This is a genomic window from Streptomyces sp. NPDC087859, from assembly GCF_044742595.1.
Taxonomy (GTDB): Bacteria; Actinomycetota; Actinomycetes; order Streptomycetales; family Streptomycetaceae; genus Streptomyces; species Streptomyces canus_F.
Map to the genome: position 1 here is coordinate 72143 of NZ_JBIUUU010000008.1, position 14864 is coordinate 87006.

Below are 14864 nucleotides of genomic sequence, written 5' to 3' on the forward strand. Positions count from 1 at the left end.
TCGAGCATGGCGGAGGTGAGACCCATGAGTGCCAGCACCCACATCGGCCGCATCCCGGTACGGGACGTCCGGCCGCTCGTCGACGGCGGCCGGAGTCCGGCCAAGGCGGTCGTCGGGGAGACGTTCCAGGTGACCGCCACGGTGTTCCGCGAGGGCCATGACGCGGTCGCCGCCAACGTCGTGCTCACCGACCCCGAGGGCGTTCCGGGCCCCTGGACGCCGATGCGTGAACTGGCGCCCGGCAGCGACCGCTGGGGCGCCGACGTCACCCCCGACGCCCTGGGCCGCTGGACCTTTCACGTGGAGGCCTGGGGCGATCCGATCGCCACCTGGCGCCACCGCGCCGGCATCAAGATCCCGGCCGGCATCGACGTCGGCCTGGTGCTGGAAGAGGGCGCCGATCTCTACTTCCGGGCGGCGGCCGGAGTGCCGGACGAAGCGGGGCGCGGACTGGTGCTGGCCGCCGCGGAGGCGCTGCGTGAGGATGCGCTGTCGGTCTCGGCGCGGCTGGCGGGTGCGTTGACACCGGAGGTGGACGCGGTGCTGGCGCGGTATCCGCTGCGGGAGCTGGTGACGGTCTCCGAGGTGCTGCCGCTGCTGGTGGAGCGGGAGCGGGCGCTGTACGGGGCCTGGTACGAGTTCTTCCCGCGCTCCGAGGGCACGCCGGAGCGTCCGCACGGCACGTTCCGCACGGCCGCGCGGCGGTTGGGGGCGATCGCGGCGATGGGGTTCGACGTGGTGTATCTGCCGCCGGTCCATCCGATCGGGTCGACCTTCCGCAAGGGCCCGAACAACACCCTGTCGGCCACCGCGGAAGACGTCGGGGTGCCGTGGGCGATCGGCTCCCCGGAGGGCGGCCACGACGCGGTCCACCCCGACCTGGGCACGATCGAGGACTTCGACTGGTTCGTGGCCCGGGCCCGCGAGCACCGCCTGGAGATCGCGCTGGACTTCGCTCTGCAGTGCTCGCCGGACCATCCCTGGGTGCACAAGCATCCGGAGTGGTTCCATCACCGCCCGGACGGCACCATCGCCTATGCGGAGAACCCGCCGAAGAAGTACCAGGACATCTACCCGATCGCCTTCGACGCCGACATGGACGGTCTGGTCGCGGAGACGCTGCGGGTGCTCAGGTTCTGGATGGAGCACGGTGTGCGGATCTTCCGGGTCGACAACCCGCACACCAAGCCGGTGGTCTTCTGGGAGCGGGTGATCGCGGAGATCAACGCCGGCGATCCGGACGTGATCTTCCTGGCCGAGGCGTTCACCCGGCCGGCGATGATGCACACCCTGGCCCAGATCGGTTTCCAGCAGTCCTACACGTACTTCACCTGGCGCAACACCAAGGAAGAACTCACCGAATACCTGACCGAGCTGTCCGGTGAGGCGGCCGCCTACATGCGGCCCAACTTCTTCGCCAACACCCCCGACATCCTGCACGCCTATCTCCAGCACGGCGGCCGGCCCGCCTTTGAGATCCGGGCGGTCCTGGCCGCGACCCTCTCCCCCACCTGGGGCATCTACAGCGGCTACGAACTGTGCGAGAACACTCCCCTGCGCGAGGGCAGCGAGGAGTACCTCGACTCCGAGAAGTATCAGCTCCGCCACCGCGACTGGGACACCGCCGACAGCATCACCCCCCTGATCACCCAGCTGAACACGATCCGCCGGGGCCACCCGGCCCTGCGGCGGCTCAGGAACATCCACTTCCACCACACCGACAACGACGCGGTGATCGCGTACAGCAAGCGCACCGGCCCGGACACGGTTCTGGTGGTCGTCAACCTCGACCCTCATCACACCCAGGAAGCCACGGTCTCGTTGGACATGCCGCAACTCGGCCTGGACGGGAACCCGTCCATGTCCGTGCGCGACGAACTGACGGGTGAGACCTACCGCTGGGGCCGGACCAACTATGTGCGCCTCGAACCCGGTCGGGCGCCCGCGCACGTGCTCCATGTCCAGCCATCGGCATCCGAGACCGGAGGGTCAAGCGCTTCATGACTGTCAACGAGCCCGTCCAGGACACCTTCGAGGACACCCCCGCGAAGGACCGGGACCCCGACTGGTTCAAGCGTGCCGTCTTCTACGAGGTGCTGGTCCGCTCCTTCCAGGACAGCAACGGCGACGGCGTCGGCGACCTCAAGGGCCTCACCTCCAGGCTCGACTACCTGCAATGGCTGGGCGTCGACTGCCTGTGGCTGCCCCCCTTCTTCAAGTCCCCGTTGCGTGACGGCGGTTACGACGTCTCCGACTACACCTCCGTCCTGCCCGAGTTCGGCGATCTCGCCGACTTCGTGGAGTTCGCCGACGCCGCCCACCAACGCGGCATGCGCGTCATCATCGACTTCGTCATGAACCACACCAGCGACCAGCACCCGTGGTTCCAGGAATCCCGCAACGACCCCGACGGCCCCTACGGCGACTACTACATGTGGGCCGACGACGACAAGCAATACGCCGACGCCCGGATCATCTTCGTCGACACCGAGGCCTCCAACTGGACCTACGACCCGGTGCGGAAGCAGTACTTCTTCCACCGCTTCTTCTCCCACCAGCCGGACCTCAACTACGAGAACCCGGCGGTCCAGGAGGAGATCCTGGCCGCCCTTCGCTTCTGGCTGGACCTGGGAATCGACGGCTTCCGCCTCGACGCCGTCCCCTATCTGTACGCGGCCGAGGGAACGAACTGCGAGAACCTCCCCGCCAGCCATGACTTCCTCAAGCGGGTGCGCCGCGAGATCGACCTGATGTACCCGGACACGGTGCTGCTGGCGGAGGCCAACCAGTGGCCCGAGGACGTCGTCGACTACTTCGGCGACTACCAGTCCGGCGGCGACGAATGCCACATGGCCTTCCACTTCCCCGTCATGCCCCGCATCTTCATGGCCGTGCGCCGCGAATCGCGCTACCCGGTCTCGGAAATCCTCGCCAAGACCCCCGCCATCCCCTCCGGCTGCCAGTGGGGCATCTTCCTGCGCAACCACGACGAGCTCACCCTCGAGATGGTCACCGACGAAGAACGCGACTACATGTGGGCCGAATACGCCAAAGACCCCCGCATGCGCGCCAACATCGGCATCCGCCGCCGGCTCGCCACCCTGCTCGACAACGACCGCAACCAGATCGAACTGTTCACCGCGCTGCTGCTGTCCCTGCCCGGCTCGCCGATCCTCTACTACGGCGACGAGATCGGCATGGGCGACAACATCTGGCTCGGCGACCGCGACGCCGTCCGCACCCCCATGCAGTGGACACCGGACCGCAACGCAGGTTTTTCGTCCTGTGACCCCGGACGGCTGTATCTGCCGACCATCATGGACCCGGTCCACGGCTACCAGGTCACCAACGTGGAGGCGTCGATGTCGTCGCCCTCCTCGCTGCTCCACTGGACCCGCCGCATGATCGAGATCCGCAAGCAGAACCCCGCCTTCGGCCTCGGCTCCTACACCGAGCTCCAGTCGTCCAACCCCGCCGTGATCGCGTTCCTGCGCGAGTACGAGGACGACCTCGTCCTGTGCGTGCACAACTTCTCCCGCTTCGCACAGCCCACCGAACTCGATCTCCGTGCCTTCGACGGACGCCACCCCGTGGAACTCATCGGCGGGGTCCGTTTTCCCGCCATCGGTGAACTGCCGTACCTGCTGACGCTGGCAGGGCACGGCTTCTACTGGTTCCGGCTCGCCCGAGTCGCATCCCGCATCGGCCGCCGATCGTGAAACTCCGCCGGTGAAAGGAGGCGTCACCATGCCGAAGACCGCATTCCCCCGCCCGGGCAGCACGACCGCGCCCGGGCCCATGGCCTCGCTCGCCGGGCTGCTGCGCGAGTGGCTGCCCCGGCAGCGCTGGTTCGCGGGCAAGGACCGGCCCGTCACGGACCTCTCACTGCTGTCCATGACGGAGCTGTTCCCGGGCTGTCTGCACCTGCTGGTGCAGACCGGACACACGCCCGTTCCCGCCCCCGGTGGCGCCACCGCCACGACCGGCGACTGCTACCAGCTGCTGCTCGGCGTACGCAAGCATCTGTCGCCGCGTCTCGGCCGGGCCCTCATCGGACGGGCGGAGGAAGGGCCGCTGGCCGGCCTGGCGGTCTACGACGCGCTCCAGGACCCGCGGCTCGCACAGCTGCTCCTGGAGCGGCTGCGGCACCCCGGCACGGCGGGCCCCCTGCGTTTCGAGGCCGACCCGTCCGCGTCCGTGCCCGCGGGGCTCGCGCCGCGCATGCTGGACGCCGAGCAGTCCAACTCCTCGCTGGTGTACGGGGACTCGTTCATCCTGAAGGTCTTCCGGCGTATCCAGCCCGGCGTCAACCCCGACCTGGAGGTGCCGGGCGCACTGGCCGGGCAGGGCTGCCGTCGGGTGCCCGCGCCGGTCGCCTGGTTCCGCACGACGCAGCCGCAGGAGGCAACGCTCGGGGTGCTCCAGCCCTTCCTGCCCGACGCGTCCGACGGCTGGACACTGGCTCTCCAGGCCCTTGCCTCCGGCGACGACTTCACAGCCAAGGCCCACGAACTGGGTCAGGCCACGGCGGAGGTGCACCTCGCGCTGGCCTCGGCCTTCCCGGCCCTGGCCCACGCCGAGAACGGCCGGACGGCGGCCGCGATGACCGAGCGGCTCGGCGCCGCCGCGCACTGCGTACCGGCGCTCCAGCCGTACGTCCCGGCGCTGCAGACCGCGTTCGCCGCGCTGACCTCCTGCGATCCCGGTCCGCCCGCCCAGCGCATCCACGGTGATCTGCACCTGGGGCAGGTGCTGCGGGCCGGCCGCGAGTGGTTCGTGATCGACTTCGAGGGTGAGCCGTCCCGTCCCCTCGCCGAGCGCCGCAGCACCCACTCCCCCGTTCGGGACATCGCCGGCATGCTGCGCTCCTTCGACTACGCCGCCCGCCAGCGCCGCCCCTGGCGTCCGGAGTGGGCGCGCCGCTGCCGTGAGGCCTACTGCGCGGGGTACGCCTCGCTCGCCGGGTGGGACCCGCGCAAGAAGCACGGCCTGCTGCGCGCCTATGAAACGGACCGCGCCGTCTACGAAGTCCTGTACGAGGCCCGGCACCGTCCCGACTGGCTGCCCGTGCCGATGGCGGCGATCGAGCGTCTCGCCGTGAGAGGAGCCTGAAGCCATGGCACTGCGTGACACCACACCTCCCGAGGCCGGCGGTCCACTCCCCTGCCGTGCCGCGCCTTCCCTGGATCCCGCCGACCGCACGCGGTTGCTGTCGGGCGCCCATCACGACCCGCACTCCCTGCTGGGCGCCCATCCGGTGCCGGGCGGGATCGCCTTCCGGGCGTTGCGCCCCTTCGCCCGTGCGGTGGACGTGGTCGTCGGGGGAGAGCGCAGCGGACTCTCGTCCGAGGGCGACGGCCTCTTCTCCGGCGTACTCCCGCTGGAGGCGATTCCCCCGTACACCCTGCTGGTCTCCTACGAGGACGACGAGCAGGAAGTGCACGACCCGTACCGCTTCCTGCCCGCCCTCGGTGACGTCGACCTGCATCTCATCCGTGAGGGCCGACACGAGGAACTGTGGAAGGCGCTCGGCGCCGAGCCGATGACCCACCAGGGCGTGACCGGCACCCGCTTCACGGTGTGGGCGCCCAACGCGCAGGGCGTCCGGGTCGCCGGGGAGTTCACCTGCTGGGACGGGACGGCGTTCCCGATGCGGTCCCTCGGCGCGTCCGGGGTGTGGGAGCTGTTCCTGCCGGGCATCGGCGAGGGCGCACGGTACAAGTTCGAGATCACGTCCCGCTCCGGCGACCGCTTCCTCAAGGCCGACCCGATGGCACGCCGTACCGAGGTACCGCCCGCGACAGCCTCCGTGGTGACGGCCTCCCACTACGAGTGGGGCGACGAGGAGTGGCTGGCTCGGCGCGGGGACGTGCCGGTGCACGAGGCTCCCTTCTCGGTGTACGAGGTCCATTTGGCGTCCTGGCGACCGGGACTGACGTACCGTCAACTGGCTGAACAGCTCCCGGCGTACGTCAAGGACCTCGGCTTCACCCATGTCGAGCTCATGCCGGTCGCCGAGCACCCCTTCGGCGGCTCCTGGGGCTACCAGGTCACCGGGTTCTACGCGCCGACCTCGCGGCTGGGTTCGCCGGACGACTTCCGGTATCTGGTCGATGCCCTGCACCGGGCGGGCCTCGGCGTGATCATGGACTGGGTTCCGGCTCATTTCCCCAAGGACGACTGGGCGTTGGGGCGGTTCGACGGGGAGCCGCTGTACGAGCCGGGCGACTGGCGGCGGGCCGAGCATCCGGACTGGGGGACGTACGAGTTCGACTTCGGCCGGGTCGAGGTGCGCAACTTCCTGGTGGCCAACGCCGTCTACTGGTGCGAGGAGTTCCACATCGACGGGCTGCGGGTGGACGCGGTCGCCTCGATGCTCTACCTCGACTACTCGCGCGACTCCGGTCAGTGGACGCCCAATGTGTTCGGCGGGCGCGAGGATCTGGACGCGATGGCGTTCCTCCAGGAGATGAACGCGACGGTGTACCGGCGGGTGCCGGGGGTCATGACGATCGCGGAGGAGTCCACCGCGTGGGGCGGGGTGACGCGGCCCACGGAGAGCGGTGGTCTGGGCTTCGGCCTGAAGTGGAACATGGGCTGGATGCACGACTCCCTGGGCTATATCCAGCACGAGCCGGTGCACCGCAAGTACCACCACCACGAGATGACCTTCTCGATGGTGTACGCCTACAGCGAGAACTTCGTCCTGCCGATCTCCCACGACGAGGTCGTCCACGGCAAGCAGGCGCTGGTGTCGAAGATGCCCGGCGACTGGTGGCAGCAACGCGCCACCCACCGCGCCTACCTCGCCTTCATGTGGGCCCACCCCGGAAAACAACTCCTCTTCATGGGACAGGAGTTCGCCCAAGGTGCGGAGTGGTCGGAGGCCGACGGCCCGGACTGGTGGCTCCTCGACCCCGGTTACGGCGCCGAGCCCGATCACCGCGGGGTGCGGGACCTGGTCCGCGATCTCAATACCGTCTACCGTGCGACGCCCGCTCTGTGGCAGCGGGACACGGAGCCCGACGGCTTCCGGTGGATCGTGGGAGACGCGGCCGACGACAACGTCTTCGCCTTCCTGCGCCTGGACGCCGAAGGAACCCCCCTCCTCGCCGTCTCGAACTTCTCCCCCGTCGTCCGCCACGACTACCCGCTGGGCATCCCGGGGGACGTCCCCGCCTGGCAGGAGGTCCTCAACACCGACGCGGAACGCTACGGCGGCGGTGCCGTCACCTGTCCCGACCCGGTGAAACCGGAGGACGGTGTCGTACGGCTCACGCTGCCGCCGCTCGCAACCGTATGGCTGTCGCCCGTGTGATCAGCCGTCTCCTGGGCAGTCGGGGCGTACGACCTCGTCGCGGCAGAAGGGCGGCTTCACGTGCGCACCGTCGGAGTGGAGGAGGAACTCCTCCTGGTCGCCCCGGAGACCGGCGAACCACGAGCACTGTCGGCCGCGGTGCTCGCCCGTGCCACGCACGACGGCACGAACGGTGACGTCTTCGAGAAGGAGCTCCACAGCCAGATGCTCGAGTTCGCCACCCATCCCCAGTCGGAGATGGCGGAACTCGCCGCGGAGATCGTCCGCTGCCGCAAGGAGGCGGCCCGGCACGCCGGGGAGATCGGCTGTGCCGTCGCCGCGCTCGCGACGTCGCCGCTGCCCGTCAGCCCCTCGGTCGCGATGGGGCGGCGCTATCAGTGGATGGCGGAGCAGTACGGCATCACCAGCAATGATCTCGTCCTGGGGTGTCATGTCCATGTGTCCGTCGAGTCCGACGACGAGGGCGTGGGCGTGATCGATCAGATGCAGCCCTGGCTGCCGGTACTGGCGGCGCTGAGTGCCAACTCCCCGTTCTGGCAGGGTGAGGACACGCGGTACAGCAGCTATCGCAGTCGGGTGTGGCAGCGGTGGCCGTCGACCGGTCCGACCGAGGTGTTCGGCTCGGCCGAGTGTTATCACCGGCGGGTGGCGGACATGGTGGCGACCGGTGTGATCCTCGACGAGGCCATGGCCTATTTCGACGCGCGGCTGGCCCGGCGGTACCCGACGGTGGAGCTCCGGGTCGCGGACGTCTGTCTGCACGCGTCCACCGCCGCGCTCATCGCCACCCTCGCCCGCGGCCTCGTCGAGACGTCGGCACGTGACTGGCGCGCGGGCCGAAAGCCGTCGGGACACAGCGTGAGCCTGCTGCGGCTGGCCGCCTGGCGGGCCGCCCGGTCGGGCCTGACGGAGGAACTGCTGCATCCGGCGACCATGCGACGGCTGCCCGCGGAGACCGTCGTCCGGGCGCTTCTCGACCACGTCGGCGACGCACTGGCCGAGACCGGCGACCTCGAGCGGGCGCGGGAAGGCTGTGCCGAGCTGCTGCGGCGCGGTAACGGCGCGCGGATCCAGCGGGAGCTGCTGGCGCGGACCGGGAGCCTGCGGGAGGTCGTCACGGAGTGCGTGCGCCACACGCAGGAATAGAGCGGTCCTCGGGTTCCCGCCCCCTCCGAAAGGATCAGCTCGGAACCAGTTGTCGAATACCTGCATCGAACGCGCTCACCTCGGCTAGATTCGGGCACCGCCGATAACAGTTCTCATCGGTGGAGTCACACCCCGTACACATCAGGAGCAGCGCATGCGCGACCTCGCCCTCGCTCCCCCGTCCGTCTCGCCGCTGACGGGCGGGCTCGCCGACAGCGTCTTCGAGACGGCCGCCCGCAACCCCACCCAGACGATGCTCGCGCGCCGCCCCGACCCCTCCGCCACGACCTGGGAGGAGGTGACCGCCGTGGAGGTGCGGGACGAAGTCGTCGACCTCGCCAAGGGCCTGGTCGCCTCCGGGATCGCCCCCGGCAACCGCGTGGCGATCATGGCGCGCACCCGGTACGAGTGGACGGTTCTCAGCCATGCGCTGTGGGCCGTCGGCGCCGAGGTCGTGCCCATCTATCCCACCTCGTCACGCGATCAGGTCGCCTGGATCCTGCGGGACGCGGACTGTGTCGGTGTGATCGTCGAGGACGAGCAGAGCGTGATGACGGTCGGCTCGGTGTGCGCGTCGCTGCCGCGGCTGCGCCACGTCTGGCAGTTGGACGACGGGTCACTGGAACAGCTCGTGAAGCGGGGCGAGTTCATCCCGTTCACCACGATCGAGTCGCTGCGCCGCATCGTGATGCCGGACTCCACCGCGGCCGTCGTCTACACCTCCGGCACCACGGGCCGGCCGCTGGGCTGCGCGGTGAGCCACCGAGGTCTGGCGAGCGCCTGCGACGTCCTGCTGGAGGGGTGGGGCCACACGGTGGTGCCGCCGGGCGGGCAGGGCTCGGTCCTCGCCTTCCTGCCCTTCTCCCATGTGTATGGACTACTGGTGCAGAGCCTGTGCATCCGCGGCAGTCTGGTGATGGCCCACGAGCCCGATCTGAGCTCCGAGACGTTGTCGGCGTCCCTGCTCTCGTTCCGGCCCACCTACTTCTGCGGCGTGCCCTCGCTCTTCGAGAAGATCTACAAGAACTTCCTGCGGATGGCCCAGCAGGCGGGCCGCGGCGCCCTGTTCGAGCGGGCCGCGGAGACGGCACGGGACTTCGCGGCGGCCGTCGAACGCCATCGGCTGGGACTCGGGGCGGGTCCCGGCCTGGACCTGCGACTCCAGCACGCGCTGTACGAGCGGACGGTGTACCGCAGACTGCGGGCCGCGCTGGGTGGCCGCGTGCTCCGCGCGGCCTCGGGCGGGTCACCGCTGGGCCGCGAACTCTGTCTGTTCTACGAGGGCATCGGCATCTACGTGAACGACGCCTACGGGCTGACGGAGACGAGCGGCGGCGTCACGGCACAGCCCGTGGGCCGGGAGAAGTCGGGCACGGTCGGCCGGCCCCTGCCGGGCACGGACATCCGGCTGGCCGCCGACGGGGAGATCCTGGTCCACGGCCCTTCGGTGTTCCAGGGATACGTCAACGACGAGGCCGCCACCCGGGCCGCGCTGGGCAGCGGATGGCTGGCCACGGGCGACCTCGGGCAGCTGGACCCGGAGGGCTATCTCACGATCACCGGCCGCAAGAAGGACGTCATCATCACCAGTGGTGGCAAGAGCGTGGCGCCGGCCTTCCTGGAGCAGCGGCTGCGTATGCATCCGCTCATCCATCAGGCGGTCATCGTGGGTGACAACCGGCCCTGTGTGGGTGCCCTGATCACACTGGACCCGGAGTTCCTCGCGCACTGGCGCGGCGGGCTCGCGATGCCGGGTGACGCACCGAGCCGGGAGGCGCGCGAGGAGAACGCGCTGCGGGAGGAGATCGGGCGCGCGGTGGCCGCGGCGAACAGTTCCGTCTCCCGTTCGGAGTCCATCCGCGTGTTCCGGGTTCTGCCGGAGTCCTTCGACCGGACCAGCGCGCTGCTCACACCGTCGATGAAGCTGCGCCGGGACGCGATCGTCGAGCACTACGCGTTCGAGATCGACGCGATGTACCAGGCACGCTCGCGCGCCCCGCGACAGCAGATGGCGGACGAGGTCACGGGCTGGGACGACTCGGACAACGTGTTCCGGTGACCCGGTTCGGGTCCCGGGAGTCCGATTGACCTCAGCGCCCCCGGGAACTCGCAGAAGTGGCGCCCACGAGGAGCGCCGTACCGGACCGGCACCCGAACCAGGCAGGAAGCACCATTGGCCTCCGTGGAGATTCCGAGTCGCACCACGAGTTTTGCGGGTGAGCCGCAGAGCGTCACAGCTGCGCGGATCGACGCGGACGAGTTCCTGTACGGGCTCTCGCAGGCCTCGCCGCCCACGACGCCCGAGCACTGGGACGACATCCTGCTCGTCGTCACGGAGCTGGCCGCCAACGCCGTCCAGTTCGCCCCGGGCCCTTTCGACCTGTCTCTGCGCCGTACCTTCGACGGTGTCCATGTGACGCTGCACGACACGAATCCCACCCCGCCGGCACCGCGTTCGTTTCACCCGAGAACCGGCGGTGGCGGTGTCGGCTGGCATCTGATCCACGCCCTGTGCGACCAGGTGAGTGTGGTGACGGAGGACAGGGGCAAGGACGTGCACGTGTTTCTGCCCTGGTGAGACACACGACATTCACTCGCAGCCGGTGCGCGGGCGCACCGTGACGGGCATGGTGGTGCACAACGCGTTCGGCTGCCTGCCGCGCCCGGCTGGCGGAACGGCATGAGGCACGGTGGGATCGATGTTGCGAAGCGGAGATCCAGGGCAGGCGAACGGCGTCCGACTCGGACCGCCGGAGCCGCAGAAGGGAAGAAAGACCGTGACACGACCCAGGATCCTGGTGGTTGGCGCAGGCTTCGCCGGCGTGGAGTGCGTTCGCCGGCTGGAACGCAAACTCGCCCGCGACGAGGCCGACGTCACCTTGGTGACGCCGTTCGCCTACCAGCTCTATCTTCCGCTGCTCCCCCAGGTCGCCTCCGGGGTGCTGACGCCCCAGTCGATCGCCGTCTCGCTGCGCCGCAGCAAGAAGTACCGCACCCGGATCATCCCGGGCGGTGCCATCGGTGTGGACCTCAAGGCCAAGGTGTGCGTCATCCGCACCATCACCGACGAGATCGTCGACGAGCCGTACGACTACATCGTGCTGGCCCCCGGCAGCGTCACCCGTACCTTCGACATCCCAGGCCTCACCGACCACGCGTTCGGCATGAAGACCCTCGCCGAGGCCGCTTATGTCCGCGACCACGTCATCGCCCAGCTCGACCTCGCCGACGCCAGCCAGGACGAGGCCGAACGCGCCTCGCGGCTGCAGTTCGTGGTCGTCGGCGGCGGTTACGCGGGCACCGAGACCGCCGCGTGTCTGCAGAAGCTCACCCACGCCGCCGTCAAGCGCTACCCGCGCATCGATCCGGGGCTCATCAAGTGGCACCTGATCGACATCGCGCCCAAGCTGATGCCCGAGCTGGGCGACAAGCTGGGCAGCACCGCGCAGCGGATCCTCACCAAGCGCGGCATCGAGATCTCGCTGGGCACGTCCATCGCCAAGGCGGGCCCCGAGGAGGTCACCTTCACCGATGGCCGGGTGGTGCCCACCCGCACCCTGATCTGGACCGCCGGCGTGGTCGCGAGCCCGCTCATCGCGACGCTCGGCGCGGAGACGGTACGGGGGCGGCTCGCGGTCACCGCCGACATGAACCTGCCGGGCCACGACGGGGTGTTCGCGCTCGGTGACTCCGCCGCGGTGCCCGACGAGGCCAAGGGCGAGGAGGGCGCGGTCTGCCCACCCACGGCCCAGCACGCGATGCGGCAGGGCAAGCATGTCGCCGACAACGTCATCGCTACCCTGCGGGGGCAGTCGATGACGCCTTACCAGCACAAGGACCTCGGCCTGGTCGTCGACCTCGGCGGCACGGACGCCGTGTCCAAGCCGCTCGGCATCGAGCTGCGCGGCCTGCCCGCCCAGGTCGCGGCCCGCGGATACCACTGGGCGGCGCTGCGTACCAACGTCGCCAAGGTGCGCGTCGCGACCAACTGGACGCTCAACGCCCTCGCGGGCGACGATTTCGTGCGCACCGGCTTCCAGGCCCGCAAGGCCGCCAAGCTCCACGACTTCGAGTACACCAACGCGTATCTGACGCCGGAGCAGGTCCAGGCGCATGTCGAGGGGACGGACCGTCAGGAGTAGTCCGCCCGGGGTGCGAGAGGCGGGTCGTCCGGGGCGGGCGCGGCTGCGGGATCTGGTGGCCGCGTCCGACCCCGGGCTGCTGCGGCTGGCGGCCGGGCTGCGGACGGTGGGCGCCATCGCGCTCACGCTGGCCGTGCTCGGTCTGCTGGGGGCCCAGGTGCCCCATCTGGTGGCGGGGGCGATCGCGGCCATGGTCGCCACCTTCGCCATCCGGGAGAAGCAGCGCGCCCAGCAGGCCGTCACCCTCGCGCTGGGCCTGCCGGTGGCGCTGGCCGCCGTCACGCTCGCCGCCCTGCTGCGCTCCCATGTGGTGGTCGGCGACCTGGTCTTCGTCGCGTTGATCTTCTGCGCCGTCTACGGGCGCCGGTACGGCGACCGGGGCACCGCCCTCGGAATGATCGGCTTCCAGGTCTACTTCGCGTCCCTGTTCGTCGGCGCCACCGTCTCCGCGTTGCCCCAGCTCTACGGCACGCTCGTCGTCGCCTTCCTGGCCAGTGCCGTGGCGCGCTTCGCGCTCGTGCCCGAGACGCCCACCGGGATGCTGGAGCGGCTGCGGGAGGCCTTCCGGGCCCGGCTGGCCCAGCTGGTGGCGACACAGCTGGAACTGCTGGACGCGGCGGGCCCCGAGGACGTGGAGAAGGCGCTGGAGCATGTGCGCGACGGCACGGCCCGGCTGCACGAGACGGCGCTGATGATCCAGGGCCGGCTGGAGGAGGGGACCGCCGACGAGACGGTGGCGCGGCTCGTGCAGCGGCGCGTCGCGGACGCCGAGGTCGCCGCCGAGCGGCTCGGTCTGTTGCTGCTGACCGCGCGCAGCGCCGAGCGGGCGGACACGCTGACCCTGCATCTGCCGGGTGCGCCCGTTCCGCGGGCCGGGACGCTGCCCGTGCGGGACAGGGCGACGGACACCGTGCGGCGCGACCTGGAGGCGCTGCGGCTGCTCGTCCTGCGGCCGGTCTCCGCACAGCCCGGCACGGGGCTCTCGCATGTGCGCAACCGGCTGCTGGGCTACCGGGACGAGGAGAACCTGCCGGCGGCGCCACCGGCCGTCCAGGACGTCTTCCGGGGCATCGGTGAGGCGGCCCGCGCGGTGCTGGGGCTGCGGACCGCTCTCGACGGGCCGCAGGACGAGTCCGACGACAGCCCGGCCACGACCCGCTCGCGTGAGGAGCTCGACGCCGAGGACGCGGCCATCGACGCCGGTGAGGACCCTGCGCAGGAGGCGCCCGCGGGGTTGCGGCGGCCCACGACACGGGCGGCCGTGCAGGTCGCGGTGGGGTCGTCGCTGGCCATGGTGGGCGGTGAGCTGCTGTCCAGCCAGCGCTGGTACTGGGCGGTGCTGACCTGCTGGATCGTGTTCATCAACACCGCCTCCACGGGCGAGATCCTGGTCAAGGGCTACCGGCGGCTCCTGGGCACCGTGCTCGGGGTGGTGGCCGGCATCGGGCTGGCGGCGCTGGTCGGCCACCACACCCTGACGGCGTTCGCCGTGGTGCTGGTCTGCGTCTTCCTGATGTTCTACACGGCGCCTCTGTCGTACACGCTGATGTCGTTCTTCGTCACCGCCGCGCTGGGCGTGCTGTACACCCTGCTGCACACGTACAGCCTGTCCGTTCTGGTGCTGCGGGTGGAGGAGACGGCACTCGGCGCGGCGTGCGGTGTCCTCGCGGCGGCGCTGGTGCTGCCGGTGCGCACGGACCGCCGGACGAACGACCTCCTCGTCGAGGTGCTGGACCGGCTCGCGGACGTCACCGAGACGGCGGTGGACCAGCTGAGCGGCGGGCCTCCGGCGGAGCTCCTCGACAAGGCCCGTGACCTGGACCAGGCGCTGGCCGACCTGCGGGCCGCCACCCAGCCGCTCACCCACCCCGTCACCCCGCTGCGGGCCCGGCGGGACACCGCGCGGTACGTCGTCGCGCTGCTGGAGACCTGTGCGTATCACGCGCGTTCCCTGGCCGCGACGGCCGAACTGCTGCCCACCCACCCGTCGATCGCGGCGGATCCCCGGCTTCGTGGGGCGGGGCGGCGCATTCTGCGCAACATCCGTGCGACCGCGGCACGCGTGGCGGACTCACGGTCCACCGACGAGGTCGAGACGGGGCCGAGCGTCGCCTCCCTGTTGGAGCCCGCCGTCCCCGGGTCACCGCGCTTCGGCCGGGTCACCGACCGGGTGCTGCGGCATCTCCAGCGGCTGGACGAGGGTGTGGTGGGGCTGGCCCGGCCACTGCGGGTACCGGTGGCGCGGCCGAAGGGGTGAC

The 14864-nt window shown here is 70.4% G+C and carries 9 protein-coding genes; all 9 read left to right on the forward strand.

The window, feature by feature from the left end:
* Window positions 1-24: 24 nt before the first annotated feature.
* The 9 genes from ACIOHP_RS20465 to ACIOHP_RS20505 all read left to right on the forward strand — a co-directional run bounded on the left by ACIOHP_RS20465 (window position 25) and on the right by ACIOHP_RS20505 (window position 14863).
* Entirely contained in the window at window positions 25-2004 is a 1980-nt protein-coding gene (locus tag ACIOHP_RS20465; protein WP_401889340.1) for an alpha-1,4-glucan--maltose-1-phosphate maltosyltransferase, read from the forward strand.
* A complete protein-coding gene (gene treS, locus ACIOHP_RS20470; RefSeq protein WP_361544640.1) occupies window positions 2001-3719 on the forward strand; it encodes a maltose alpha-D-glucosyltransferase in 1719 nt (572 codons plus the stop codon). Before ACIOHP_RS20465 ends, treS begins: the two co-directional genes overlap by 4 nt.
* Before the next feature lie 28 nt (window positions 3720-3747).
* On the forward strand, window positions 3748-5112 hold the full coding sequence (locus tag ACIOHP_RS20475) for a maltokinase N-terminal cap-like domain-containing protein (protein ID WP_361544637.1): 1365 nt from the start codon (window positions 3748-3750) through the stop codon (window positions 5110-5112).
* A gap of 4 nt (window positions 5113-5116) precedes the next feature.
* Window positions 5117-7318 carry a 1,4-alpha-glucan branching enzyme gene (gene glgB / locus ACIOHP_RS20480; protein ID WP_401889343.1) on the forward strand — a complete coding sequence of 734 codons (2202 nt, stop codon included), beginning with the start codon at window positions 5117-5119 and terminating at the stop codon, window positions 7316-7318.
* A 60-nt stretch (window positions 7319-7378) separates the two neighbouring features.
* A complete protein-coding gene (locus ACIOHP_RS20485) occupies window positions 7379-8464 on the forward strand; it encodes a glutamate--cysteine ligase (protein ID WP_401889345.1) in 1086 nt (361 codons plus the stop codon).
* Window positions 8465-8618: 154 nt separating this feature from the next.
* Complete coding sequence (locus tag ACIOHP_RS20490; RefSeq protein ID WP_401889347.1) at window positions 8619-10523, forward strand: AMP-dependent synthetase/ligase; 1905 nt, start codon at window positions 8619-8621, stop codon at window positions 10521-10523.
* 114 nt (window positions 10524-10637) lie between these two features.
* Window positions 10638-11042 (forward strand): ATP-binding protein, encoded by a 405-nt coding sequence (locus ACIOHP_RS20495; protein WP_401889349.1) that lies wholly within the window; start codon window positions 10638-10640, stop codon window positions 11040-11042.
* Window positions 11043-11262: 220 nt separating this feature from the next.
* The gene (locus tag ACIOHP_RS20500) at window positions 11263-12606 is read left to right on the forward strand and encodes an NAD(P)/FAD-dependent oxidoreductase (RefSeq protein ID WP_361544688.1); all 1344 of its coding nucleotides are present in this window, start codon (window positions 11263-11265) and stop codon (window positions 12604-12606) included.
* On the forward strand, window positions 12578-14863 hold the full coding sequence (locus ACIOHP_RS20505) for an FUSC family protein (protein ID WP_401889351.1): 2286 nt from the start codon (window positions 12578-12580) through the stop codon (window positions 14861-14863). The genes ACIOHP_RS20500 and ACIOHP_RS20505 overlap by 29 nt, the downstream gene beginning before the upstream one ends.
* The last annotated feature ends 1 nt before the right edge of the window (window position 14864 follow it).

Excerpts from the sequence above, each read along its gene's own strand:
- ACIOHP_RS20465 (WP_401889340.1), top strand. The coding sequence starts at position 25 with ATGAGTGCCAGCACCCACATCGGCCGCATCCCGGTACGGGACGTCCGG.
- treS (WP_361544640.1), top strand. The coding sequence starts at position 2,001 with ATGACTGTCAACGAGCCCGTCCAGGACACCTTCGAGGACACCCCCGCG.
- ACIOHP_RS20475 (WP_361544637.1), top strand. The coding sequence starts at position 3,748 with ATGCCGAAGACCGCATTCCCCCGCCCGGGCAGCACGACCGCGCCCGGG.
- glgB (WP_401889343.1), top strand. The coding sequence starts at position 5,117 with ATGGCACTGCGTGACACCACACCTCCCGAGGCCGGCGGTCCACTCCCC.
- ACIOHP_RS20490 (WP_401889347.1), top strand. The coding sequence starts at position 8,619 with ATGCGCGACCTCGCCCTCGCTCCCCCGTCCGTCTCGCCGCTGACGGGC.
- ACIOHP_RS20505 (WP_401889351.1), top strand. The coding sequence starts at position 12,578 with ATGTCGAGGGGACGGACCGTCAGGAGTAGTCCGCCCGGGGTGCGAGAG.